Source organism: Streptomyces sp. NPDC088810 (genome assembly GCF_044750305.1).
Taxonomy (GTDB): Bacteria; Actinomycetota; Actinomycetes; order Streptomycetales; family Streptomycetaceae; genus Streptomyces.
Genome location: NZ_JBIVJQ010000002.1, coordinates 359,233 through 382,566, shown reverse-complemented (window position 1 = coordinate 382,566; position 23,334 = coordinate 359,233). Strand labels below are relative to the sequence as shown.

At 73.3% G+C, this 23,334-nt stretch carries 20 protein-coding genes and 1 pseudogene; 17 read left to right on the top strand and 4 right to left on the bottom strand.

The features are described 5' to 3' along the window. Window positions 1-2 precede the first annotated feature (2 nt). The gene (locus tag ACIP4Y_RS08385) at window positions 3-1,562 is read right to left on the bottom strand and encodes an alpha/beta hydrolase (RefSeq protein WP_401389474.1); all 1,560 of its coding nucleotides are present in this window, start codon (window positions 1,560-1,562) and stop codon (window positions 3-5) included. Window positions 1,563-1,709: 147 nt separating this feature from the next. Then, a complete protein-coding gene (locus ACIP4Y_RS08380) occupies window positions 1,710-2,753 on the bottom strand; it encodes an Rv2578c family radical SAM protein (protein ID WP_401389471.1) in 1,044 nt (347 codons plus the stop codon). A 136-nt stretch (window positions 2,754-2,889) separates the two neighbouring features. Here ACIP4Y_RS08380 and ACIP4Y_RS08375 point away from each other — a divergent pair, with 136 nt between their 5' ends. The 9 genes from ACIP4Y_RS08375 to ACIP4Y_RS08335 all read left to right on the top strand — a co-directional run bounded on the left by ACIP4Y_RS08375 (window position 2,890) and on the right by ACIP4Y_RS08335 (window position 14,941). Continuing rightward, entirely contained in the window at window positions 2,890-3,333 is a 444-nt protein-coding gene (locus ACIP4Y_RS08375) for an SRPBCC family protein (RefSeq protein WP_358636817.1), read from the top strand. A 147-nt stretch (window positions 3,334-3,480) separates the two neighbouring features. Beyond that, window positions 3,481-5,865, top strand: coding sequence for an MFS transporter (locus ACIP4Y_RS08370; protein WP_401389468.1), 2,385 nt, complete (start codon window positions 3,481-3,483; stop codon window positions 5,863-5,865). 143 nt (window positions 5,866-6,008) lie between these two features. Continuing rightward, on the top strand, window positions 6,009-8,465 hold the full coding sequence (locus ACIP4Y_RS08365; protein ID WP_401389465.1) for a SpoIIE family protein phosphatase: 2,457 nt from the start codon (window positions 6,009-6,011) through the stop codon (window positions 8,463-8,465). A 70-nt stretch (window positions 8,466-8,535) separates the two neighbouring features. Next, complete coding sequence (locus tag ACIP4Y_RS08360) at window positions 8,536-9,255, top strand: class I SAM-dependent methyltransferase (RefSeq protein ID WP_401389462.1); 720 nt, start codon at window positions 8,536-8,538, stop codon at window positions 9,253-9,255. Window positions 9,256-9,326: 71 nt separating this feature from the next. After that, window positions 9,327-10,160, top strand: coding sequence for a M55 family metallopeptidase (locus tag ACIP4Y_RS08355; RefSeq protein ID WP_401389459.1), 834 nt, complete (start codon window positions 9,327-9,329; stop codon window positions 10,158-10,160). Beyond that, window positions 10,153-11,469, top strand: a complete 1,317-nt coding sequence (locus ACIP4Y_RS08350) for a M20/M25/M40 family metallo-hydrolase (RefSeq protein WP_401389456.1) — start codon at window positions 10,153-10,155, stop codon at window positions 11,467-11,469. The genes ACIP4Y_RS08355 and ACIP4Y_RS08350 overlap by 8 nt, the downstream gene beginning before the upstream one ends. Before the next feature lie 3 nt (window positions 11,470-11,472). Then, entirely contained in the window at window positions 11,473-13,440 is a 1,968-nt protein-coding gene (locus tag ACIP4Y_RS08345) for a prolyl oligopeptidase family serine peptidase (RefSeq protein WP_401389453.1), read from the top strand. Continuing rightward, complete coding sequence (locus ACIP4Y_RS08340; RefSeq protein WP_401389450.1) at window positions 13,437-14,360, top strand: LD-carboxypeptidase; 924 nt, start codon at window positions 13,437-13,439, stop codon at window positions 14,358-14,360. Before ACIP4Y_RS08345 ends, ACIP4Y_RS08340 begins: the two co-directional genes overlap by 4 nt. A 17-nt stretch (window positions 14,361-14,377) precedes the next feature. Then, window positions 14,378-14,941: a GNAT family N-acetyltransferase gene (locus ACIP4Y_RS08335; RefSeq protein ID WP_401389448.1), complete on the top strand. Its 564-nt coding sequence runs from the start codon at window positions 14,378-14,380 to the stop codon at window positions 14,939-14,941. Here ACIP4Y_RS08335 and ACIP4Y_RS08330 read toward each other — a convergent pair. Beyond that, window positions 14,935-15,167 (bottom strand): annotated as a pseudogene (locus ACIP4Y_RS08330) (VOC family protein); the annotation flags it as partial. The gene ACIP4Y_RS08335 and the pseudogene ACIP4Y_RS08330 sit on opposite strands and share 7 nt — an antisense overlap. An 80-nt stretch (window positions 15,168-15,247) precedes the next feature. On the opposite strand from ACIP4Y_RS08330, the gene ACIP4Y_RS08325 reads away from it, so the two are divergent. After that, window positions 15,248-15,673 (top strand): phage holin family protein, encoded by a 426-nt coding sequence (locus ACIP4Y_RS08325; RefSeq protein ID WP_401389445.1) that lies wholly within the window; start codon window positions 15,248-15,250, stop codon window positions 15,671-15,673. Window positions 15,674-15,756: 83 nt separating this feature from the next. On the opposite strand, the gene ACIP4Y_RS08320 is transcribed toward ACIP4Y_RS08325, so the two are convergent. Further along, on the bottom strand, window positions 15,757-16,716 hold the full coding sequence (locus tag ACIP4Y_RS08320) for an LLM class F420-dependent oxidoreductase (protein WP_401389442.1): 960 nt from the start codon (window positions 16,714-16,716) through the stop codon (window positions 15,757-15,759). Window positions 16,717-16,922: 206 nt separating this feature from the next. Here ACIP4Y_RS08320 and ACIP4Y_RS08315 point away from each other — a divergent pair, with 206 nt between their 5' ends. From ACIP4Y_RS08315 to ACIP4Y_RS08285, 7 genes are all read left to right on the top strand, one after another. Continuing rightward, complete coding sequence (locus tag ACIP4Y_RS08315) at window positions 16,923-18,515, top strand: FAD-dependent oxidoreductase (protein ID WP_401389439.1); 1,593 nt, start codon at window positions 16,923-16,925, stop codon at window positions 18,513-18,515. A gap of 43 nt (window positions 18,516-18,558) precedes the next feature. After that, window positions 18,559-20,406, top strand: a complete 1,848-nt coding sequence (locus tag ACIP4Y_RS08310) for a transketolase (protein WP_401389436.1) — start codon at window positions 18,559-18,561, stop codon at window positions 20,404-20,406. Further along, complete coding sequence (gene ligD, locus ACIP4Y_RS08305; protein WP_401389433.1) at window positions 20,403-21,338, top strand: non-homologous end-joining DNA ligase; 936 nt, start codon at window positions 20,403-20,405, stop codon at window positions 21,336-21,338. Before ACIP4Y_RS08310 ends, ligD begins: the two co-directional genes overlap by 4 nt. A 45-nt stretch (window positions 21,339-21,383) precedes the next feature. After that, on the top strand, window positions 21,384-21,788 hold the full coding sequence (locus ACIP4Y_RS08300; protein ID WP_401389430.1) for a gas vesicle protein: 405 nt from the start codon (window positions 21,384-21,386) through the stop codon (window positions 21,786-21,788). A 66-nt stretch (window positions 21,789-21,854) separates the two neighbouring features. Beyond that, a complete protein-coding gene (locus tag ACIP4Y_RS08295; protein WP_401389427.1) occupies window positions 21,855-22,277 on the top strand; it encodes a gas vesicle structural protein GvpA in 423 nt (140 codons plus the stop codon). Then, window positions 22,274-23,044 carry a GvpL/GvpF family gas vesicle protein gene (locus tag ACIP4Y_RS08290; RefSeq protein WP_401389424.1) on the top strand — a complete coding sequence of 257 codons (771 nt, stop codon included), beginning with the start codon at window positions 22,274-22,276 and terminating at the stop codon, window positions 23,042-23,044. The genes ACIP4Y_RS08295 and ACIP4Y_RS08290 overlap by 4 nt, the downstream gene beginning before the upstream one ends. 31 nt (window positions 23,045-23,075) lie before the next feature. Further along, the gene (locus ACIP4Y_RS08285) at window positions 23,076-23,333 is read left to right on the top strand and encodes a gas vesicle protein GvpG (protein WP_358636849.1); all 258 of its coding nucleotides are present in this window, start codon (window positions 23,076-23,078) and stop codon (window positions 23,331-23,333) included. Window position 23,334: the final 1 nt, after the last annotated feature.

The following is a 23,334-nucleotide window of genomic DNA, read 5'->3' as shown; positions in this document are numbered from 1 at the left end:
CGCTAGGGGCGGAAGCCCAGCAGGCCGTGCAGGGCCGAGGCGCGGGACGTCGTCGGCGCCGACTTGCCCTGCAGCGGCTTCGGGTCGGGGGACTTGGCGCAGACCGCGTCGGCCGGCCCGGCGCCCCGCGGCACCGTGCCCCTGTCCAGATACGCGGCAAGGTGCTTGTCCAGGCACGTGTTGCCGCTCAGCGTGATGCCGTGGTTGCCGCCGCCCTCCTCGACCACCAGGCTGGAGCGGGCCAGCAGCCGGTGGACCGTGACACCGCCGGGATACGGGGTCGCCGCGTCGTGGGTCGCCTGGAACAGCAGCGCCGGCGGCAGCGCCCTGTTGGCGATGTCCACCTGCCGTCGCGGGCCGGTCGGCCAGAACGCACAGGGCGCGTTGTACCAGGCGTTGTTCCATGCCATCACGGGCGCCTTCGCGTACACGTCCCAGCCGTCCGCACGCCACCGGTTCCAGTCGCGCGGCCAGGCCGCGTCACGGCACTGCACCGCCGTGTAGACGCTGTAGCCGTTGTCGCCGGCGGCGTCCACGGCGGCGATGTTCCGGTACGTCCTCACCAGCGGCCCGGTGTCCTTGCGGTGGACGTAGGCGGCGAACGCCTCGGCGAGGGAGGGCCAGTAGCCGTTGAAGTAGGCGCCGGACATGAAGGTGTCCTCCAGCTCGGCGGCGCCGACCCTGCCCCCGGCCGGCTTCTTCGCCAGCGCCGCCCGCATCGCGTACCAGCGGGCCTCGATCCGGTCGGGGTCCCGGCCGAGCCCGTAGGTCGTGTCGTACCGGGCGATCCAGGCCATCAGCGCGCGGTGGCGGTCGTCGAAGGCGTAGTCCTGGCCGAGGTTGTCCCGGTACCAGACGCCGGTCGGGTCGACGATGGAGTCCAGCACCAGGCGGTGGACGCGCTGGGGGAACAGCTTCGCGTAGACCGCGCCCAGATAGGTGCCGTAGGAGTAGCCGAAGTAGCTGATCCGCGGTGCGCCGAGGGCCCGGCGGACGGCGTCCAGGTCCTGCGCGGCGCTGACCGTGTCCAGGTACGGCAGGAGGTCGGCGTACTTGCGGCCGCAGGCCGCGGCGAAGGTCCGTGCGCGGTCGAGGTTGGTCCGCTCCAGCGCGGGCGTGACCGGCACCGAGTCGGGGCGCACCGGCGTGAAGTGGCCGGGCACGCAGTCGAGGGCGGGCCGGCTCCGGCCGACGCCGCGCGGGTCGAAGCCGATGACGTCGTACCGGGCCGCGACGCTCTTCGGCAGCCCCGAGGCGACGGCCCCCGCAAGGGCCAGGCCGCTGCCGCCGGGACCGCCGGGGTTGACCAGCAGCGGACCCTGGGAGGTCCGGGCGGTGTGCGGGACGCGGGACAGGGCGAGCGTGATCTGCCGGCCCGACGGTCTCGCGTGGTCCAGCGGCACCTTCAGGGAGGCGCACTGGAGCCGGGGATAGGCGCTGGTGCCGCACTTCTTCCAGCCGAGGCCGGCCGGCCGGGCGGCCTGCGCGGGAACGGCGGTGACCGAGCCCGCCAGGACGGCGGCGGCCGCGGCCGCGCACAGCAGGGCTGCGCGTGTTCTCATTCGGGTCCTCCCGGGACGGAGGGTTTCGGCGAACCGCGAGGCTCACGGTCCTCGCCGGATCGTCCCGGAATCGGACCCCTGAAGAACGCGCCGGGGCCATAGTTGACCCAATTGGGCCGTGGGATGCCCCCTAACGCCCGGACGTGCTCACATGAGGCTGAGCTGGACCGGCTCCGGTGCGGCGGGGGTCTGCGCCGGCTCGGCCGGGCGGATCCGGCGGGCCAGTGCCGCGCGCGTGGGCCCGATGCCGTACTCCTCGGCCAGCTCGTGCACCTGACGGGTGATCCGGCGCTGGTACCACTTGGGCGCGTAGGCGCCCTCCGCGTACAGCCGCTCGTACCGCCGCACCAGGTGCGGGTGGTGCTGCCCGAGCCAGGCCATGAACCACTCCCGGGCGCCCGGGCGCAGGTGCAGCGCCAGCGGGGTGACCGAGGTGGCCCCGGCCGCCGCGATCGCCCGTACCGTCGCCCGCAGTTGGGCCGGGTGGTCGCTCAGGAACGGGATCACCGGCGCCATCAGCACCCCGCAGCCGATCCCGTGCTCCGCGAAGGTGCGCACGACGTCCAGCCGGCGCTCGGGCGCGGGGGTGCCCGGCTCCACCGTGCGCCACAGCTCGCCGTCCAGGAAGCCGACGGAGACCGAGATGCCGATGTCCGCCACCTCGGCCGCCCGGACCAGCAGGTCCAGGTCGCGCAGGATCAGGGTGCCCTTGGTGAGGATCGAGAACGGGTTCGCGTGGTCGGTGAGCGCGGAGATGATGCCCGGCATCAGCCGGTAGCGGCCCTCGGCACGCTGGTAGCAGTCGACGTTCGTGCCCATCGCCACGTGGTCGCCCTGCCATCGGCGGGAGGCCAGCTGGCGGCGCAGCACCTCGGGGGCGTTCACCTTGACCACGATCTGGGTGTCGAAGCCGATGCCCGTGTCCAGGTCCAGATAGCTGTGCGTCCGGCGGGCGAAGCAGTAGACGCAGGCGTGCGTGCACCCCCGGTAGGGGTTGACCGTCCACTCGAACGGCATGCGCGAGGCCCCCGGCACCCGGTTGAGCACCGAGCGCGCCCGCACCTCGTGGAAGGTGATCCCGCGGAACTCGGGCGTGTCGAACGTACGGGTGATCACGGCGTCCGCGCCGAACAGCGCCGCGTCGGCGGCCCGGCCGTGTTCGCTGTCGTCTGTGAGGTTCTCCCAGCGCATGGACGCCTCCTCGCTCGCACCGGCCACCAGAATAGAACATCTGTTCCCATGATCGTGCGAACCCCGATTTGGGCGGCCGGGCGCCGGAGTGGTTGGCTTGCCCCAACCCCGAGGAACCAGGTCGTGGAGGAACGCAATGGCGCAGGTCGAGGCCACTACGGAGCGGGTCGTCGCGGCGGACGCGGAGAAGGTGTTCGACGCCCTCGCCGACTACCGCGGCACCCGGCAGAAGCTGCTGCCCGAGCACTTCAGCGAGTACGAGGTGCGCGAGGGCGGCGACGGCGAGGGCACCCTCGTCCACTGGAAGCTCCAGGCCACCAGCAAGCGGGTGCGCGACTGCCTGCTGGAGGTCAGCGAGCCCACCGACGGCGAGCTGGTCGAGAAGGACCGCAACTCCTCCATGGTCACCACCTGGCGCGTCACCCCCGCCGGCGAGGGCAGCTCCCGCGTCGTCGTCACCACCACCTGGCAGGGCGCCGGCGGCATCGGCGGCTTCTTCGAGAAGACCTTCGCGCCCAAGGGCCTCGGCCGGATCTACGACGCCCTGCTCGCCAACCTCGCCGCCGAGGTCGAGAAGTAAGTCCCAGGGACCCGAGGGGCATTGACCCCTTCACCGGTTCGAGTGGAATCACATCTCGACCGGGTCGGCGCCGTAACTCGTCGCACTTGCTCGGAGTTGTCGCATCGCGCGGCAACTGTGTGGCAGGTGTGACGAGGGGAGCGCTACATGAGCGGGATCACTCTGGAGCGGACGGAAACGGTCGCCGCGCCACCCGACCCCCCCGTCCCCGCACCCGCGCAGGCCGTCGAACTGAGCCCCCGCCGGGTCCGGTTGGTCTTCACCGGGCTGATGCTGGCGCTGCTGCTGGCCGCACTCGACCAGATGATCGTCGCCACCGCCCTCCCGAAGATCGTCGGCGAACTGCACGGCCTGGACAGGATGTCCTGGGCGATCACCGCCTACCTGCTCACCTCCACCGTCGGCCTGCCGGTCTACGGCAAACTCGGCGACCTGCTCGGCCGCAAGGGCGTCTTCCAGTTCGCCATCGCCGTCTTCGTCCTCGGCTCCGCCCTCGCCGGCCGGGCCGGGACCATGGACCAGCTCATCGCCTTCCGCGCGGTCCAGGGCACCGGCGCCGGCGGACTCATGATCGGCGTACAGGCGATCATCGCCGACATCGTGCCGCCCCGGCAGCGCGGCCGGTACATGGGCCTGATCGGCGCCGTCTTCGGCCTCGCCTCCGTCGCCGGACCGCTGCTCGGCGGCTACTTCACCGACCACCTCTCCTGGCGCTGGTGCTTCTACGTCAACGTCCCCTTCGGCCTGGTCACCCTCGCCGTCGTCGCCGCCGTCCTCCACCTCCCCAGGCCCCGCGTGCGCGCCCGGCTCGACGTCCTCGGCACCCTGCTGCTCGCCGCCGCCTCCACCTGCCTGGTCCTGCTCACCAGCTGGGGCGGCACCGCATACGCCTGGGACTCCCGGCAGATCCTCGGCCTCGGCGCCGGCGCCCTCGCCGCCACCGCCCTCTTCCTCCTGGCCGAGCACCACGCCGCCGAACCCCTCATCCCCCTCCGGCTGTTCCGCGACTCCGTCTTCACCGTCAGCGGGCTGGTCGGCCTCGTGATCGGCGTCGCCCTGTTCGGCGCCGCCAGCTATCTGCCGACCTTCCTGCAGATGGTCGACGGGGCCAGCGCCACCGAGTCCGGGCTGCTGATGCTGCCCATGATGGCCGGGATCGTCGGCGCCTCGATCATCGGCGGGCAGCTCATCAGCCACACCGGCCGCTACAAGGTCTTCCCCGTGCTCGGCGGCGCGGTCGCCGCCGCCGGCATGTGGCTGCTGTCCCGGCTGGAGACCGACACGCCCCGGCTGCACTACAGCATCTGGATGGCCGTCCTCGGCACCGGCATCGGCCTGGTCATGCCCGTCCTCGTCCTCGCCGTGCAGAACTCCGTGCGCCCCGCCGACCTCGGCAGCGCCACCAGCGCCAACAACTACTTCCGGCAGATCGGCGGCAGCGTCGGCGCCGCCGTCTTCGGCACCCTCTTCGCCGACCGGCTCACCTCCTCGCTGCACGAGGAGCTGCCCCCGCGCGCCGGCACCGGCCTGCCCGACGCCGACTCGCTCACCCCGCAGCTCGTCCACGCGCTGCCCCCGGCCCTGCGCGACGCCTACATCCGCGCCTACGCCGACGCGATGCCCCGGATCTTCCTCTACCTCGTCCCGGTGCTCGTCCTCGGCCTGCTCATCGCCTTCTTCCTCAAGGAGAAACCCCTGGTGTCCCACAACACCGCCGAAACGGAGCCGCAGACCATGACCGCCCCGATCCCCCAGGCCCGGTCCCCGCACGCCGCCGGGGTCCCCGTCTGCGGCACGGTGCAGCACCCCGACGGCACCGTGGTGCCCCGCGCGGCCCTCACCCTCATCGACGTCGCCGGGCAGCAGATCGGGCGGGGCGCCAGCGGCGAGGACGGGCGGTACGCGCTCGGCACGCCCGGCTCCGGGGCCTACGTGCTGATCGCCGCCGCCGGCGGACACCAGCCGCAGGCCGTCTCCGTCACCGTCGGCGAACGCCCCGTCGAACTCGACGTCGTCCTCGGCGGCGCCGGCCGCCTCGCCGGCAGCGTGCTCACCGCCGACGGCACCCCCGTCCGGGACGCCACCGTCACCCTCACCAACGTGCACGGCGAGGTCGTCGCCACCACCCGCAGCGGACGCGAGGGCGGCTACGTCATCACCGAACTGGTCGCCGGCGAGTACACCCTCGCCGGCAGCGCCCCCGCCTTCCGGCCCGCCGCCCTCCCGGTCACCGTGCAGGCCTCCCGCGAGACGCGGCAGGACATCGAACTCGCGGGCGGCGCCGTCCTGAAGGGCACCGTCCGGGCCGGCGGCGGACGGCCCGTGGAGGACGCCCGGGTGACCCTGCTCGACGCCGCCGGCAACGTCGTCGACACCCTCACCACCGGATCCGACGGAACGTTCCGGTTCGTCGATCTCTCCTCCGGCGAGTACACCGTCATCGCCGCAGGTTACCCGCCGGTCGCCACAGTGCTGCAGGTCGCGGGCGGTGGCCGTACCGAACGGGACCTCCAGCTCGGCCACGAGGACTGAGCCGGGGCGCCGTGCGGCGCGCCGGAGCGCACCGGTGAAACCAATTCCAGGATTGGCACACATCGCGACCGGCCGTCCCCGTACCGTAGTGGCGGGCGGCACAGATCGTTTGCGGACAGCCGTGGGGAGAGAGGGCCTGGGCCATGGACCGTGGCAGCGAGCGGGACGCAGCGCCCGGGCGCGGCGCCGGCGACATCGCGGCGGGCCGGATTCCGCTGGCGGTGGTCGTCGTCGACCGCGCCGGGACGGTGTCCCACTGGAGCAGTGGCGCACGGCGCCTCTTCGGCGTGAGCAGGGAGGACGCCGTCGGACATCCCGCGGCCGACCTGCTGCCGGTCTCCGGCGCCCTCCCGGACGACCCGGACGAGAGCGCGCCACCGGACGCCCACCCGCTCCACGACCAACCCGGCCCCGACCTGGAGACCTCCCTCGGCGGCCACAACGGGTACGCCACCGCCGGCCGCGCCCGCCTCCACCCGCCCGCGCAGGCACCCGGCGGCGAGGACCGGCTCGACGTGCTGTGGTGGGCCTACCCGCTGGTCGGCCCGGGCCCCTACCGGCTGGTCGTGCTCGCCACCGACGCCACCCGGCTGCGCGACGAACGCGGCTACGACGACGAGACCACCGAACGCATCTCGCCCGGCTTCGCCCGCCACACCGAGCTGCCCGCCTCCGAGGAACTCGAACGGCGGCTGCCCGACATCCTGCCCAACATGGGCCCGGGACTGAGCGCCCGCATCGTCTCCCAGATCCTCGAACTCGGCTACCCCGTCCTGGAGTTCAGCCAGTACGACCGGGTGCCCGTGACCCCGTACTGGGGCGTGCCCCGCCGCCCCGGCCGCACCCGCGCCGAAGCCGTCGTACCGCAGCAGCGGACACCGGCCGTGGTCCCGGCCGGCGCCGAACAGGACCTCGAGTACGCCGCCGTCCGCGAGCGCCTGGAGTTCCTCAACGAGGTCAGCTCCGGCATCGGCTCCTCGCTGGACCTCGGCGAGACGATCCGCGAGGTCACCAGCGCCGCCGTACCCCGGTTCGCCGACTTCGCCGGCACCCATCTGCGGGCCGCCGTACTGGCCGGCGAGGGCTTCCCGGACGGACCGCCGGACGCCAGCACCGTGATGTTCCGCGTCTGGGTCGAGCACAACGACGAACCGGGCCGCTGGGACGACACCGTGCCCGTCGGCGAGGCCTTCGCCTTCCCCGAACACACCCCGTTCTACCAGTGCATGCACACCGGCGAACCGGTGCTCATCCCCCGGGTCACCGAGGAACTGAGCGAGCGCATCTCCGGCCAGTTCGAGAAGCGAGACCTCCGGCCGCTGATCACCGGCCGGTCCCTGCTGATCGTCCCGCTCAAGGCGCGCAACGTCGTCCTCGGCTTCATGGTGCTGATGCGCCGCCCGGACCGGCCTCGGTTCGACGACATGGACCGCACCACCGGCGCCGAACTCGCCGCCCGCGCGGGCCTCGTCCTCGACAACGCCCGCATGTACACCTACCAGGAGAACGTCGCCGACACCCTCCAGGACAGCATGCTGCCGCAGGTCACCCCGCGGATGGCCGGCTGCGACATCGCCACCCGCTACCTGCCCGGCACCCGGCTCGGCCGGATCGGCGGCGACTGGTTCGACACCATCAAACTGTCCGGCTCCCGCACCGCCCTCGTGGTCGGCGACGTCATGGGCCACGGCCTCAACTCGGCCGCCATGATGGGCCAGTTGCGCACCGCCGTACAGACCATGGCCACCATGGAGACCCCGCCCGCCCAACTGCTGCGCAACCTCGACGACCTGGCCCGCAGGCTCGGCGACACCTACCTCGCCACCTGCCTGTACGCCGTCTACGACCCGATCCGCGGCGAGCTGACCCTCGCCAACGCGGGCCACATCCCGCCCGTGCTGGTCCGCGCGGAGGACGGCAGGAGCGAACTCCTCGACCTGCCCACCGGCGCACCCGTGGGCGTCGGCGGCGTCCCCTTCGAGGCCGCCCGGGTCACGGTCCGGCCCGGCGACCGGCTGGTGCTGTGCACCGACGGCCTGGTCGAGGTGCGCGGCTCCGACATCGGCGAGGGCCTCGCCGCGCTCTGCGAGTCCGCCGCGCACCCCGCGGCCTCCATGGACGACGCTTGCGACACCATCATCCGCGCCCTCAACACCCACGGCGGCCGCAAGGACGACGTCGCCCTGCTCATGGCCCGCCTCAACGGCATCCCCGACGACCACGTCGCCGCCTGGCAGCTCGACACCGACCCGCGCGAGGTGGCCCGGGCCCGCCGCCTGGTCCGCCGGCAGCTCCTGGACTGGGGTCTGCCGCAGGCCGTGGAGACCGCCGAACTGCTGGTCAGCGAGGTCGTCACCAACGCCGTCCGGCACGCCGAGGGCGACCGGGTCGGCCTGCGGGTGGTCCGCACCGACGCACTGCTGTTCGAGGTCACCGACGACGAACCCGCCCTGCCCGCCATGCTGAACGCCGGACCCCACGACGAGTCCGGCCGCGGCCTGCGCGTGGTCAGCCGGCTGGCCCGGGAATGGGGCGCCAGCGCCACCGGGCACCGCAAGACCGTCTGGTTCGAACAGGCCATCCCCATCTCGGAAAGGTGACCACCGGGCCCTTGCCCCCGGGCCGGTCGGCGCGATATCCCGATCACGGAACCGACCGTGGGGAGAGCGCATGAACGTCTCGGACAAGTACCGCACCGCGTGGGAGAGTTACTGGCGAGAAACCTCCGACGCCCGGGGCGAGGCGATATGGGACTCCGATCCCTCCCTGAGCGCCGCACCCCACAGCGAACTGCTCCTGCCGCACGCCGACCCCGACCGCACGATCGTCGACCTCGGCTGCGGCAACGGCACCCAGACCCGCTACCTGGCCACCCGGTTCGCCCGCGCCGTCGGCGTCGACCTCTCCCACGCGGCCGTCGAACACGCCCGCCGCGCAGCCAACGGCGACCCCGTCGAGTTCCAGCAACTGGACCTCACCGACACCGACGCCGTACGCACCCTGCACCAGCGGCTCGGCGACAGCCACGTCTACATGCGCGCCGTCATCCACCAGAGCGAACCGGAGGCGCGGCCCGCGGTCGCCGCCGCCGTCGCCGAACTCCTCGGCACCGAGGGCCGCGCCTTCGTCGTCGAGCTCACCTCCGGCTCCCGGGACGTCCTGCGGCGTGCGGCATCCGAGCCGGCCGGCCCGCCGCCCAAGCTCCAGCGGGTCTTCCACCACGGACTCAAGCCCGCCGACGCCTCCGACGACGAGATCCCGCGCCTGCTCGCCGAGGCCGGCCTCACCGTCCTGGCCGACGGCGAGACGACCGTGCCGCAGACCGAGTACCTGACGGACGGCACCCGCCTCGACCTGCCGGCCCGCTGGTTCGTCCTCGCCCGCGCCTGACCGGGACCCGGCACCGCTTCCCCCGGCGGGGTCGTAGCCTGGCCGCCGCCCGGCGCGTAACGTGACGGAACATGAAGATCCTCATCAGTGCCGACATGGAGGGTGCCACCGGCGTCACCTGGCCCGCCGACGTGCTGCCGGGCACGCCCCAGTGGGAGCGGTGCCGGTCGATGTTCACCTCGGACGTGAACGCCGCCGTGGAGGGCTTCTTCGACGGCGGCGCCGACCAGGTGCTGGTCAACGAGGCCCACTGGACCATGCGCAACCTGCTGCTGGAGCGGCTGGACGAGCGGGTCGAGATGCTCACCGGCCGGCACAAGGCGCTGTCCATGGTGGAGGGCGTCCAGCACGCGGACGTCGACGGCATCGCGTTCGTCGGCTACCACGCGGGCGCCGGCATGGAGGGCGTCCTCGCCCACACCTACCTCGCCAACCAGATCACCGGGGTGTGGCTGAACGACGTCCGCGCCAGCGAGGGTCTGCTCAACGCGCACGTCGTCGCCGAGTACGGCGTCCCCGTCGTCCTCGTCACCGGCGACGACATCGCCTGCGAGGACGCCCTCGGCTACGCACCCGAGGCACCGAAGGTCGCCGTCAAGGACCACGTGTCCCGGTACGCGGCCGTGTGCCGGACCCCGGCCAGGACCGCGGCCGACATCCGCGCGGCGGCCAAGGAGGCGGCCCGGCTGGCGGTCCGTCACGAACCCGTGCACGCCGGGCCGTTCACGGTCGCCGTCGAGTTCGACGCCGAACACCTCGCGATGGCCGCCACCGTCGTCCCCGGCGTGGCGCGGATCGCGGAACGCAAGGTGGCGTACACCAGCGCCACGATGTACGAGGGGATCAGGACGTTCAAGGCGGTCACCACGATCGCCTCTGCCGCCGTGGAGGAGCAGTATGGCTGACCAGCAGGCCGACGAGCTGTCCCTGGAGGAGGTCGTGGAGTTCACCTCCGGCCTGATCCGCATCGACACCACCAACCGGGGCGGCGGCGACTGCCGGGAGCGGCCCGCCGCCGAGTACGCGGCCGAACGGCTCGCCGGAGCCGGCCTGGAACCCCTGCTGCTGGAGCGCACCCCCGGCCGCACCAACGTGGTGGCCCGGATCGAGGGCACCGACCCGTCCGCCGACGCGCTGCTGGTCCACGGCCACCTCGACGTCGTACCCGCCGAGGCCGCCGACTGGCGCATCCACCCGTTCTCCGGCGAGGTCCGCGACGGCGTCGTGTGGGGGCGCGGCGCCGTCGACATGAAGAACATGGACGCGATGATCCTCGCGGTGCTCCGGTCCTGGGCCCGGCAGGGCGTCCGGCCCCGCCGCGACCTCGTCATCGCGTTCACCGCCGACGAGGAGGCCAGCGCCGAGGACGGGTCCGGGTTCCTCGCCGACCGGCACCCCGAACTCTTCGAGGGCTGCACCGAGGGCATCGGCGAGTCGGGCGCCTTCACCTTCCACGACGGGTCCGGCCGGGAGATCTACCCGATCGCCGCGGGCGAGCGGGGCACCGGCTGGCTCAAGCTCACCGCGCGCGGCCGCGCCGGACACGGCTCCAAGGTGAACAAGGAGAACGCGGTGACCCGGCTCGCCGCCGCCGTCACCCGCATCGGCGAGCACGAGTGGCCGCTCCGGCTCACCCCGACCGTACGGGCCGCCCTCACCGAACTCGCCGCGCTCTACGGCATCGACGCCGACTTCCGAGAGGCCGACCGGCTGCTGGAGAAGCTGGGTCCCGCGGCCAGGCTGGTCGAGGCGACCGTCCGCAACAGCGCCAACCCGACCATGCTGGACGCCGGTTACAAGCTCAACGTCATCCCCGGCGAGGCCGTCGCCTACGTCGACGGGCGCTATCTGGCCGGTGCCGAGGAGGAGTTCACCGCCACGCTGGACGAGCTGACGGGCCCGGACGTCCAGTGGGAGTTCGCGCACCGCGAAGTGGCCCTGCAGGCACCGGTGGACGCTCCGCTGTTCGACCGCATGCGGTCCGCCGTCGAGGAGTTCGCGCCCGGCGGGCACGTGGTGCCGTACTGCATGTCGGGCGGCACCGACGCCAAGCAGTTCTCCCGGCTCGGCATCACCGGCTACGGCTTCGCCCCGCTGAAGCTGCCCGCCGACCTCGACTACCAGGCGCTGTTCCACGGCGTGGACGAGCGGGTGCCGGTGACCGCGCTGCACTTCGGGGTCCGCGTCCTGGACCGCTTCCTGCGGACGGCCTAGACGGTGGGGGAGCAGGTGCTGAGATCGCCGTACGGATCGTGGCCGTCGCCCATCGACGCGGCGCTCGCCGCCGCGCACGACGGACGGCCGGAGTGGGTGGGCTTCGTCGGCGACGAGATCTGGTGGACCGAGCCCCGGCCGGCCGAGGGCGGCCGCCGCGCCCTGGTCCGGCGGCGCACCGACGGCCGCGAGGAGTCCGTACTGCCGGCGCCGTGGAACGTGCGCAGCCGGGTCATCGAGTACGGCGGCCGGCCCTGGACCGGGACCGTCCGCGACGGCCGGCCGCTGATCGTCTTCGTGCACTTCGCCGACCAGCGGCTGTACCGGTACGAACCCGGCGGCGAGCCCGTCCCGCTCACCCCCGTCTCCCCGGTGGGCGGCGGCCTGCGCTGGGCGGAGCCCCGGGTGGACCTCGCCCGCGGTGAGGTGTGGTGCGTGCTGGAGGAGTTCACCGGGGACGGCCCCGACGACGTACGGCGCCTCCTGGCCGCGGTACCGCTGGACGGCTCCGCCGCCGGCGACCGCGGAGCCGTGCGCGCACTGGCCGACCCCCGGCACCGGTTCGTCACCGGCGCCCGGCTGTCGCCGGACGGCCGGCGGGCGGCGTGGCTGGCGTGGGATCATCCGCGGATGCCGTGGGACGGGACAGAGCTGCTGGTCGCCGCGGTGGGAGAGGACGGCCGGCTGACGGACGTGCATACAGTCGCCGGTGGACCGGATGAGGCGGTCGCGCAGGTCGAGTGGTCGACAGACGGCAGCATTCTGTATACAAGCGACCGCAGCGGCTGGTGGAACCTCTACCGCGACGGCACCCCGCTCTGCCCGCGTGAGGAGGAGTTCGGCGGACCGCTGTGGCAGCTGGGGCTGCGCTGGTTCGCGCCGCTGGACGACGGTCTACTGGCGGTCGTACACGGTCGCGGGTCGACCGTACTCGGGATATTGGATACAGAATCCGGTGAGCTCGTCGACACCGCCGGACCGTGGACGGAATGCAGTCCCACCCTCGCCACCCACGGCCACCGCGTCGTCACGGTCGCCGCCAGCCCGCGTACCGCATACGAAGTGGTCGAGCTGGACACCACCACCGGCCGCGCCCGCGTGATCGGCGCCCGGCACCGGGATGCCGTGGACCCGGCCCACTACCCGGAGCCGCAGATCCGCACCTTCCCCGGCCCGGACGGCCGCGAGGTGCACGCCCACGTCTACCCGCCGCACCACCCCGCACGGACCGCGCCCGACGGCGAACTTCCCCCGTACGTCATCTGGGCGCACGGCGGGCCCACCAGCCGGGCGCCGCTCGTGCTGGACCTGGCGATCGCCTACTTCACCTCGCGGGGCATCGGAGTCGCCGAGGTGAACTACGGCGGCTCCACCGGATACGGCCGCGCCTACCGGGAGCGGCTGCGCGAGCAGTGGGGCGTGGTCGACGTCGAGGACTGCGCGGCCGTCGCCCGCGCCCTCGCCGAGGAGGGCACCGCCGACCCCGCCCGGCTGGCGATCCGGGGCGGCAGCGCGGGCGGCTGGACCACCGCCGCCTCCCTGACCACGACCGACGTCTACGCCTGCGGCACCATCGTCTACCCGGTGCTCGACCTCGCCACCTGGGGCCCCGGCGAGACCCACGACTTCGAGTCCCGCTACCTGGAGTCGCTGATCGGCCCGCTCGCCGAGGTGCCCGCCCGGTACGCCGAACGCTCCCCGACCGCGCACGCCGACCGGCTTCGCGTGCCCTTCTTGCTGCTCCAGGGCCTGGACGACGTCATCTGCCCGCCCGCCCAGTGCGAACGATTCCTCGCCCGGATCGCCGGCCGGGGCGTACCGCACGCCTACCTCACGTTCGAGGGCGAGGGGCACGGATTCCGCCGGGCCGAGACGATGATCCGCGCCCTGGAGGCCGAACTGTCCCTGTACGCCCAGGTGTTCGGGCTGGAGCCGACACCGCAGGTGCCGAAGGTGGAGCTGACCTGGTGAAGGAGCTCGTACGGCCGCACCGGCTGGCCCCCGGCGCGCGCGTCGCCGTCGTCGCCCCCAGCGGGCCGGTGCCCGAGGAGCGGCTGCAGGCGGGCCTCGACGTGCTGCGCGGCTGGGACCTCGACCCGGTGGCCGGCCCCCATGTCCTGGACCGGCACCCCGAGTTCGACTACCTCGCCGGCACGGACGCCGACCGCGCCGCCGACTTCCAGAACGCCTGGTGCGACCCCACCGTGGACGCCGTGCTGTGCGCCCGCGGCGGCTACGGCGTGCAGCGCATGATCGACCTGCTCGACTGGGACGCGCTGCGCGCGGCCGGCCCGAAGGTCTTCGTCGGTTTCAGCGACCTCATCGTGCTGCACGAGGCCATCGCCACCCGCCTGGGCCTGGTCACGCTGTACGGGCCGATGGCGGCCGGCATCGACTTCATCAAGAACGCCCGCGCCCAGGAGCACCTGCGGGCCACGCTCTTCGCGCCCGAGACGGTCCGCACCATCGCCTCCGGCGGCACCGCCCTGGTGCCCGGCCGGGCCCGGGGCGTCACCCTCGGCGGCTGCCCCAGCCTGCTCGCCACCGACCTCGGCACCCCGCACGCCCGGCCCTCGGCGGGCGGCGGACTGCTCTGCCTGGAGGACGTGGGCGAGGAGACGTACCGGCTGGACCGGTACCTCACCCAACTCCTGCGTACCGGCTGGCTGGAGGGCGTGCGCGGGGTGCTCCTCGGCTCCTGGGAGAGGTGCGCCGACTACGCCCGGCTGCGGCCCCTGTTCGCCGACCGGCTCGGCGGGCTCGGGGTGCCGGTGGCGGAGAACGTCGGCTTCGGCCACTGCGCGGGGGCGCTGACCATCCCGTTCGGGGCATCGGCCGAACTCGACGCGGACACGGGCACCTTGACGTTGGACGAGCCGGCGCTGCGCTGACGCCGTAGGCTGGCCGCATGCCGCACCCCCCGTCCCGCCACCTCGCCGAAGGCCCCCGCGTCACCATCCGCCCCTTCACCCTCGAGGACGGCCCCGAGTTCACCGCGCGGGCCCGGGAGAGCAAGGACCTGCACCGGCCCTGGCTGTTCCCGCCGGACAGCGACGAAGCGTACGCCGACTACGCCGGCCGGCTCATCGAGGCCCCGGACCGGGCCGGCTTCCTGGTGTGCGAGAAGGACAGCGGGGCCATCGCCGGCTTCATCAACATCAACAACATCGTGCGGGGCGGCTTCCAGTCCGGTGCCCTCGGCTACGGCGCCTTCGCGCACGCGGCCGGGCGGGGCCTGATGCGCGAAGGCATGGAGCTGGTGATCGGGTACGCGTTCGGGCCGCTGGGCCTGCACCGGCTGGAGATCAACGTCCAGCCCGGCAACGCCGCCTCCATCGCCCTGGCCCGGGGCGCCGGCTTCCGGCTGGAGGGCTTCTCCCCGGACATGATCTACGTCGACGGCGCCTGGCGCGACCACGAGCGCTGGGCCCTCACCGTGGAGATGCGCGGGGGAGCGGCTCGGCCGCGCTGATCCACGTACTCGAAGACGCCCCGTCCGGATGCACCGCCAGCAGGTTCCGGCCGACGGGCGTCGGCACCGGCCCGGCGACGATCCGGGCGCCCAGCTCGGTCAGCAGCCGGCGGGCCTCGTCCACGTCTGCACGGCGATCGTCGCGGCCACCTTGCGCAGGATAGAAGGGGACGGCGGCTTCGAGGTCGTCGACGCGGATGCGCAGCGAGGCGCCCGGAATCTCCATGCGCCCGAGCCTGGTTGGGGCCGCCGCCGGCGCGCAGGCCCCCGGCGTTACCCGCTGTGCCCGGCGGGTACCCGCAGGGTATGGACCGTTTTGATCACCTGGAACATCTGGACAAGCACCTCGTCGAAGAACTGGCTCAGGTGGCACGCGAGACGGTACGCGACGAACTGCGCGAGCAGTCGCGCAAGCGGCGCCGCACCGCCATGCTCTACGCCGCGTCGGGCGCCGCCGCCCTGTACGCGGGCGGCGCGGTGGCCCTCGCCGTCGGCCTGGCCCTGGCGATCGGACTGCCCGGCTGGGCCGCGGCACTGATCACCGCGGCGCTCCTGGGCGTGGTGGCGTACGTCCTGCGGGGCGCCGCCCACTCCGACCACGGCCACCACACCGCGCACCGCGTGCTCGGCGGCACCCCGCCGGCCACCCCGCCGAGCGGCCTGGGCATGCCGTACCCGCCGATGCCGCAGACACCGCCCGAGGCCCCCGACGCCCCGCACCACCGGGCCTGACAGCGAGCGGGCGGGGCATCCGCCCCGCCCCCTCGCCCCATCCCTTCCAGAATCCCTTCCGGCATCCCTTCCGGACCTCCCGCTCACCCGGTGACGAGCTGCGGCAGCACCTTCGTCCGGTAGAAGTCGAAGAACCCTCGCTGGTCCGGTCCGATCTGGTTGACGTACACCCGGTCGAACCCGGCGTCGGCGAACGCCCGCAGGGCCGAGACGTGCTCGTCCACGTCGTCCCCGCACACCGTCTTGTCCCGCACCATGTCCTCGGTGACCAGCTCCTGCAGCTGCTCGAAGTGCCGGGGCGAGGGCAGCACCTGGCCCATCTCGCCGGGCAGCAGCTCGTTGTACCAGAGCTTGTGCACCGTACGGACGCACGCGTCGCGGTCGGTGCCGTAGCAGACCTTCGTGCCGCCGCTGACCAGTTTGGCCCCGCCGCCGCCCTTGCGGAACCGGGTGACCATCTCCTCCTCCGGCATCATCGTGATGTAGCCGTCGGCCACCCGGGCGGCCAGCGCGGTCGCCTTCGGGCCGAAGCCGGAGATGTCGATCGGGACGGGCTCGTCGGGGACGGTGTAGAGGCGGGCGTTCTCCACGGTGTAGTGGGTGCCGTGGTGGGTGACCTCCTCGCCGGTGAACAGCCGGCGCATCACCTGGATCGCCTCCTCCAGCATCTCCAGGCGCACCTGCGTCGGGGGCCAGCGGTCGCCGAGGATGTGCTCGTTCAGCGCCTCGCCGGTGCCGACGCCCAGCCGGAAGCGGCCCCCGGTCATCACCGCGCTGGTTGCCGCGGCCTGCGCCACGACCGCCGGGTGCATCCGCACGGTCGGGCAGGTCACCGCGGTCTCGATGGGCAGCGACACCGCCTCCGACAGCGCGCCGATCACCGACCACACGAACGCGCTCTGTCCCTGCGCGTCGTTCCACGGGTGGTAGTGGTCGGAGATCCACAGCGCCTGGAAGCCGGCCTGTTCGGCCATCCGGGCCTGTTCGACGAGGGCAGCGGGGTCGTGCTCCTCGCTCGCCAGGAAATAGCCGTACTCGGGCATGGGCGAACCTCCGCGGGGGAAGCCGGCTGATCCGTTCCCGGCCCGGGTAACCGGGCGCGACCGGGCGAAACGCCGGTACGACGGCGGGCGGCGGGGACGGCGTCCGGGTGCTCCCGGGGGCGTACGGGTGACCCGCCCGGCGTTTGGGTGCCCCCGCCCCGGTTACGCGGAAGACCTCGGACGAGCCAGACCGCCGGAGGCGCACCGTGAGCCGACCTCGCGTCGTGATCGTCGGCGCCGGTTTCGCCGGGTACCGGGCTGCCCGCACTCTGGCCCGGCTGACCCGGAACCGCGCCGACATCATCGTGCTGAACCCGACCGACTACTTCCTCTACCTGCCGCTGCTGCCGCAGGTCGCCGCCGGCGTCCTGGAGGCCCGCCGGGTCACCGTGTCCCTGCCGGGCACGCTGCGCGGGGTGCGGCTGGTACTCGGCGAGGCGGACGGGATCGACCTGGACGGCCGCACCGTCCACTACTCCGACCCCGAGGGGGGTGCCGGCAGCCTCGGCTACGACCGGCTGGTGCTGGCCGTCGGCAGCGTCAACAAGCTGCTGCCGATCCCCGGGGTCGCCGAGCACGCGCACGGGTTCCGCGGGCTGCCGGAGGCGCTGTACCTGCGCGACCACGTGACCCGGCAGGTGGAGCTTGCGGCCGCCGAGGACGACCTGAAGAGCTGTGCCGCCCGCTGCACCTTCGTGGTGGTCGGCGCCGGCTACACCGGCACCGAGGTCGCCGCCCATCTGCAGATGCTCACCGACCGGCTGGCCCGCCGGCACTCGCTGCCCGCGGGCGTGCGGCCCCGCTGGATCCTGCTGGACGTGGCGCCGCGGGTGCTGCCGGAGCTGGAGGCGCGGCTCTCCCGTACGGCCGACCGGGTGCTGCGGGCACGCGGGGTGGAGGTGCGGACGGGCACGTCGGTGAAGGAGGCCACCCGGGACGGGGTGCTGCTCACCGACGGGGAGTTCGTCGCGTCGCGGACCCTGGTGTGGTGTGTGGGCGTACGGCCCGACCCGCTGGTGGACGCGGTCGGGCAGCCGCTGGAGCGCGGGCGGCTGATCGTCGACCCGCATCTGCAACTGCCGGGCCGCACCGACGTGTTCGCCTGCGGGGACGCGGCGGCCGTGCCCGACCTGGAGCGTCCGGGGGAGTTCACGCCGATGACGGCGCAGCACGCCTGGCGGCAGGGCCGGGTGGCCGGGGAGAACGTGGCCGGCTCGCTCGGCCTCGGCCGGCGCCGGCGCCCCTACCGCCACCGGGACCTGGGTTTCGCCGTCGACCTGGGCGGTGTCCGGGCCGCGGCCAACCCGTTCGGTATCCCGCTGTCCGGCCCGGCGGCGGGCGCGGTCACGCGTGGCTACCACCTGGCCGCGCTGCCCGGCAACCGCATCCGGGTCGCCGCCGACTGGCTGCTGGACGCCGTACTCCCGCGCCAGGGCGTCCAGTTGGGCCTCGTACGGGCCTGGTCGGTGCCGCTGGACACGGCCTCACCGGAACTGGCGCGGGTACCGGACGGCCCACACCGGCCGTCCGCCCAGGCAGGAGGCGACACCATGACCCAGCAGAACAACCGGCCCGCCGAGCCCGCGAGGAACCAGCCCGGCGGTGAGCCGGCCAAGAACCAGCCCGGCGGCGAGCCGGCGAAGAACCAGCCCGGCGGCGAGCCCGCCGAGAACCAGCCCGGCGGGATGCCGGCGGAGGGCGGGCCGGACCATCCGGCTCCCGGCCCCGTGAAGCGCACCGACGCCCCCGAGCCCGCCGGACCGGGCGATCCCGCGGACCGTCCGAACGCACCCGGCTGAGCGCCGCCCGGCGCGACCCAGCGCAAGGAGACCTAGGAGACACATGAACACCGACGAACTCGCCGAACTGGGCCAGCAGTTGCGCGTGGACAGTGTGCGGGCGGCCGCCGCCGCGGGATCCGGGCACCCCACGTCCTCGATGTCCGCCGCCGACCTGCTGGCCGTCCTGCTCGCCCACCACCTGCGCTACGACTTCGAGCGCCCCGAACACCCCGCGAACGACCGCTTCGTGCTGTCCAAGGGACACGCCTCGCCGCTGCTGTACGCCGCGTACAAGGCCGCCGGCGCGATCGAGGACGGCGAGCTGGTCACCTTCCGCAAGATCGGCAGCCGGCTGGAGGGACACCCGACGCCCCGCCGCCTGCCGTGGGTGGAGACGGCCACCGGCTCCCTCGGCCAGGGCCTGCCCGTCGGCGTCGGCATCGCCCTCGCCGGGAAGCGGCTGGACCGCACCGACTACCGGGTGTGGGTGCTGTGCGGCGACAGCGAGCTGGCCGAGGGCTCGGTGTGGGAGGCCGCCGAACACGCCGGCTACGAGAACCTGGACAACCTCGTCGCCATCGTGGACGTCAACCGGCTGGGCCAGCGCGGCCCCACCCGGCACGGCCACGACCTCGACGCCTACGCCCGCCGCTTCCAGGCCTTCGACTGGCACACCATCGAGATCGACGGCCACGACGTCGACGCGATCGACCGGGCCTACGGCGAGGCACTGTCCACCACCGGACAGCCCACCGTGATCCTCGCCCGCACCCTGAAGGGCAGGGGCGTCGCCGCCGTCGAGGACCGCGAGGGCCTGCACGGCAAGCCGCTGCCCGAGGCCGAGGACGCCATCGCCGAACTCGGCGGCCCGCGCGACCTGCACGTCCGCGTGTCCGAGCCGCAGGCCGCCGCCGCGCTGCGCTCGCTGACCACCGAGGCCGTCCGGCTGCCCCGCTACGACCAGGGCGACGAGGTCGCCACGCGGGACGCCTTCGGCAAGGCCCTCGCCGCGCTCGGCACCGCCCGCGGCGACGTCGTCGCCCTGGACGGCGAGGTCGGCGACTCCACCCGTACCGAGGAGTTCGCCAAGGAGCACCCCGACCGGTTCTTCGAGTGCTACATCGCCGAGCAGCAGCTCGTCGCCACCGCCGTCGGCATGGCCGCGCGCGGCTGGGTGCCGTACGCCTCCACGTTCGCGGCCTTCCTCAGCCGCGCCCACGACTTCGTGCGCATGGCGTCCATCAGCGGGTCCGGGATCAACCTGGTCGGCTCGCACGCCGGTGTCGCCATCGGGCAGGACGGACCCTCCCAGATGGGCCTGGAGGACCTGGCGATGTTCCGGTCCCTGTACGGCTCGACGGTGCTCTACCCGTGCGACGCCAACCAGACCGCCCGGCTGGTCGCCACCATGGCCGGCCTGGACGGCATCCGCTACCTGCGCACCTCCCGCGGCAAAACCCCGGTGATCTACGGCCCCGACGAGGAGTTCCCGGTCGGCGGCAGCAAGACGCTGCGCTCCGGCGAGGACGACCGGCTGACCGTCGTCGCCGCCGGGACGACCGTGCCCGAGGCGCTGGCCGCCGCCGACCGGCTCGCCGCGGACGGCATCCGGGTACGGGTGATCGACCTGTACTCGGTCAAGCCCGTCGACGCCGGGACCCTGCACCGGGCGGCCGAGGAGACGGGCTGCCTGCTCACGGTGGAGGACCACCACCCCGAGGGCGGCATCGGTGACGCCGTCGCCGAGGCGTTCGGCGACGGCCGGCCGGTGCCCCGCCTGGTCCGGCTCGCGGTGCGCACCATGCCGGGCTCGGCCGCGCCCGACGAGCAGCTGCACGCGGCCGGCATCGACGCCACGGGCATCGCGGCGGCGGCCCGGATGCTGGTCGAGGAGGCGGTCGTGCGATGAGCCGCGGCGACGCCCGGACCCTCCGGGCGGGCCGCCGCACGGTGGAGATCCAGCGGCCGGGGAAGGTGCTCTTCCCCGGCGGCGGGGGCGTGAAGGAGTACACCAAGGGCGACCTCGCGGACTACTACCGGTCCGTCGCGCCGTACCTGCTGCCGCACCTGCGGGGCCGCCCGCTGACCCTGGAACGCTGCCCGGACGGCCTGGACGGCCAGCGGTTCCTGCAGAAGAACACCCCGGAGCACTACCCGGACTGGATCACCCGCGTCGAGGTCGCCAAGGAGGGCGGCACGGTCACGCACGTCGTGTGCGACGACACCGCCACCCTCCCCCACCTCGCCGACCAGGCCTGCGTCACCCTGCACCGCTGGCTCTCCCGCACCGACCGGGCCGGCGGCCCCGACCACCCCGACCGGCTCGTCTTCGACCTCGATCCGGACGGCGACGACTTCGCCGCCGTCCGGGACGCGGCCCACTGGGTGCGTGAGCTGCTGGACGAGCTGGGTCTGCCCGCGGCGCCCATGACGACCGGCTCGCGCGGCCTGCACCTCGTCGTCCCGCTGGACGGCCGCCACGACTTCGACGAGGTGCGGAGGTTCGCCCATGACGTCGCCGAGCTGGCCGCCTCCCGGCATCCCGACCGGCTCACCACCGCGGCCCGCAAGCAGCACCGTGCGGACCGCCTCTACCTGGACGTACAGCGCAACGGCTACGCCCAGACCGCCGTCGCCCCCCACACCGTTCGCGCCCGCCCGGGCGCCCCGGTCGCCGTGCCCCTAGCCTGGAAGCAGGTGGACGATCCGTCGCTGGACGCCCGCCGGTGGAGCATCGCCGACGCAGTCGACCAGGCCCGGACGGAGCCGTGGGGCGACCTGCTCTGCCGAGGCCGTTCCCTGGGCCCGGCCCGACGCCGTCTCGATGACATGCGCTCCTGAGGTTTGGCCAAGGGAGGAACGGCCACACGCAGGGGAGAGGTGGCCATGTCGAACACAAACAGCACTTCAGATTCACAGAGTTCACAGAGTTCACAGAAAGCACAGGACTCTCAGCACTCTCAGCACTCCGACAACACGCACGAGACGCACGGCGGCGGTACCCGCCGCGAGGCGAACCGCCGGCGACCGACCCCCATCGAGGTGCTGCGCCAGGCGCGCAGCCAGCTCGCCGAGCTCACCGGCCTCGCGCCCGAGTCCGTGTCCTCCTTCGAGGAGACCGAGGACGGCTGGTCCCTCGAGGTCGAGGTCCTGGAACTCGTCCGGGTCCCGGACACGATGAGCCTGATGGCGAGCTACCAGGTGGAGCTGGACCCGGAGGGCCAGCTGACCGGGTACCGGCGTGTCCGCCGCTACGAACGCGGCAGGGCCGACGCGCGCGGTGGCCGCTGAGCCACGGCGCGTGCTTCCCGCCCGCGCAGACCGTGCACCCACTACGCAGGAGGAGGAATCGCCGGCATGACTGTTGTTCCGGCACAGCAGACCGGAGGCGGAGGCGGCAGCAGCGGCCTCTACGACGTACTTGAGCTGGTCCTGGACCGAGGACTCGTGATCGACGCGTTCGTCCGCGTCTCCCTGGTCGGCATCGAGATCCTGAAGATCGACGTCCGGGTCGTCGTGGCCAGCGTCGACACCTATCTGCGCTTCGCCGAGGCGTGCAACCGCCTGGACCTGGAGTCGGGCCCGCACAAGAGCCCGGGCCTGCCCGAGATCGTGGGCGAGATCACCGAGTCCGGCGCCCGCGGCAAGTCCAAGGGCGCGCTGTCCGGCGCCGCGCAGACCATATCCGACGCCTTCAACCAGGCGCGCCAGGAAGGGGAGACCGAATCAAGGCCGCGCGCCCGGAAGGCTCCGGCGCGTCGTAAGGAGGAGCAGGAGTGAGCACCTACGTCTACGGGATCACCGCCCGGTCCCACCCGGCGCTGCCCGAGGGCATGACCGGGGTGGGCGAGCCGCCGCGCACCGTCCGCGTGCTCACCGCAGGTGACCTGGCCGCCGTCGTCAGTGACGCCCCCGAGGACCTGCGCCCCAAGCGCCGGGACCTGCTCGCGCACCAGAACGTGCTCGCCGAGGCGGGCGCGGGCGGCTGTGTCCTGCCGATGCGGTTCGGCAGCGTCGCCGACTCCGACGACGCCGTCACCCAGGTGCTCACCGAGCGGGCCGAGCACTACCTGGAGCGGCTGCGCGAACTGGACGGCAAGGTCGAGTACAACGTCAAGGCCACCCACGTCGAGGAGGCCGTCCTGCACCGCGTGATGGCCGAGAACGCGGACGTCCGCGCCCTCGCCGAGGCCAACCGCAAGGCCGGCGGTGGCAGCTACGACGACAAGATCCGCCTCGGCGAGATGGTCGCCGCCGCCGTGAAGGCCAAGGAGGCCGAGGACGCGCAGGAGGTACAGGGACTGCTCGCACCGGCCGCTTCCGCCGTCAGCGTGGGTCCCGAGTCCACCGGCTGGCTGCTGAACGTGTCGTTCCTGGTGGCACGGAGCACGGCCGAGGACTTCCTCGCCACCGCCGAGCAGATCCGCAAGAGCCACGCCCATCTGGACCTGAGGGTCAACGGGCCGCTGCCGCCGTACAGCTTCGTCGAGCCCGGCCCGGCGCAGCCCGCGGGCAGCACGGCCGGCGCGGACGCCGGCGCGCAGTAGCGCTCCCGGCCCGGACGGAAAGGAGAACACCGTGGGGCTGATCGGCGAAGTGCTGATGCTGCCGTTCGCACCCGTGCGCGGCAGCGCGTGGGCCATCAGGCACGTGCTCCGCGAAGCGGAGCGGATCTACTACGACCCCGCCACCGTACGGGCCGAACTCGCCCGCCTCGAGGAACAGTTGGAGGCGGGCGAGATCACCGCGGAGGAGTTCGACCAGCGCGAGGACGAACTTCTCGACCGGCTGGAGACCGCCATGCGCTCCGGCGACACCACAGGCAACGGGACGTGAC

Bases quoted from the DNA above. Each gene is read 5' to 3' on its own strand.
- ACIP4Y_RS08385 (WP_401389474.1), bottom strand. From the start codon at position 1,562: ATGAGAACACGCGCAGCCCTGCTGTGCGCGGCCGCGGCCGCCGCCGTC.
- ACIP4Y_RS08380 (WP_401389471.1), bottom strand. From the start codon at position 2,753: ATGCGCTGGGAGAACCTCACAGACGACAGCGAACACGGCCGGGCCGCC.
- ACIP4Y_RS08375 (WP_358636817.1), top strand. From the start codon at position 2,890: ATGGCGCAGGTCGAGGCCACTACGGAGCGGGTCGTCGCGGCGGACGCG.
- ACIP4Y_RS08370 (WP_401389468.1), top strand. From the start codon at position 3,481: ATGAGCGGGATCACTCTGGAGCGGACGGAAACGGTCGCCGCGCCACCC.
- ACIP4Y_RS08365 (WP_401389465.1), top strand. From the start codon at position 6,009: ATGGACCGTGGCAGCGAGCGGGACGCAGCGCCCGGGCGCGGCGCCGGC.
- ACIP4Y_RS08360 (WP_401389462.1), top strand. From the start codon at position 8,536: ATGAACGTCTCGGACAAGTACCGCACCGCGTGGGAGAGTTACTGGCGA.
- ACIP4Y_RS08355 (WP_401389459.1), top strand. From the start codon at position 9,327: ATGAAGATCCTCATCAGTGCCGACATGGAGGGTGCCACCGGCGTCACC.
- ACIP4Y_RS08350 (WP_401389456.1), top strand. From the start codon at position 10,153: ATGGCTGACCAGCAGGCCGACGAGCTGTCCCTGGAGGAGGTCGTGGAG.
- ACIP4Y_RS08335 (WP_401389448.1), top strand. From the start codon at position 14,378: ATGCCGCACCCCCCGTCCCGCCACCTCGCCGAAGGCCCCCGCGTCACC.
- ACIP4Y_RS08325 (WP_401389445.1), top strand. From the start codon at position 15,248: ATGGACCGTTTTGATCACCTGGAACATCTGGACAAGCACCTCGTCGAA.
- ACIP4Y_RS08320 (WP_401389442.1), bottom strand. From the start codon at position 16,716: ATGCCCGAGTACGGCTATTTCCTGGCGAGCGAGGAGCACGACCCCGCT.
- ACIP4Y_RS08310 (WP_401389436.1), top strand. From the start codon at position 18,559: ATGAACACCGACGAACTCGCCGAACTGGGCCAGCAGTTGCGCGTGGAC.
- ligD (WP_401389433.1), top strand. From the start codon at position 20,403: ATGAGCCGCGGCGACGCCCGGACCCTCCGGGCGGGCCGCCGCACGGTG.
- ACIP4Y_RS08300 (WP_401389430.1), top strand. From the start codon at position 21,384: ATGTCGAACACAAACAGCACTTCAGATTCACAGAGTTCACAGAGTTCA.
- ACIP4Y_RS08295 (WP_401389427.1), top strand. From the start codon at position 21,855: ATGACTGTTGTTCCGGCACAGCAGACCGGAGGCGGAGGCGGCAGCAGC.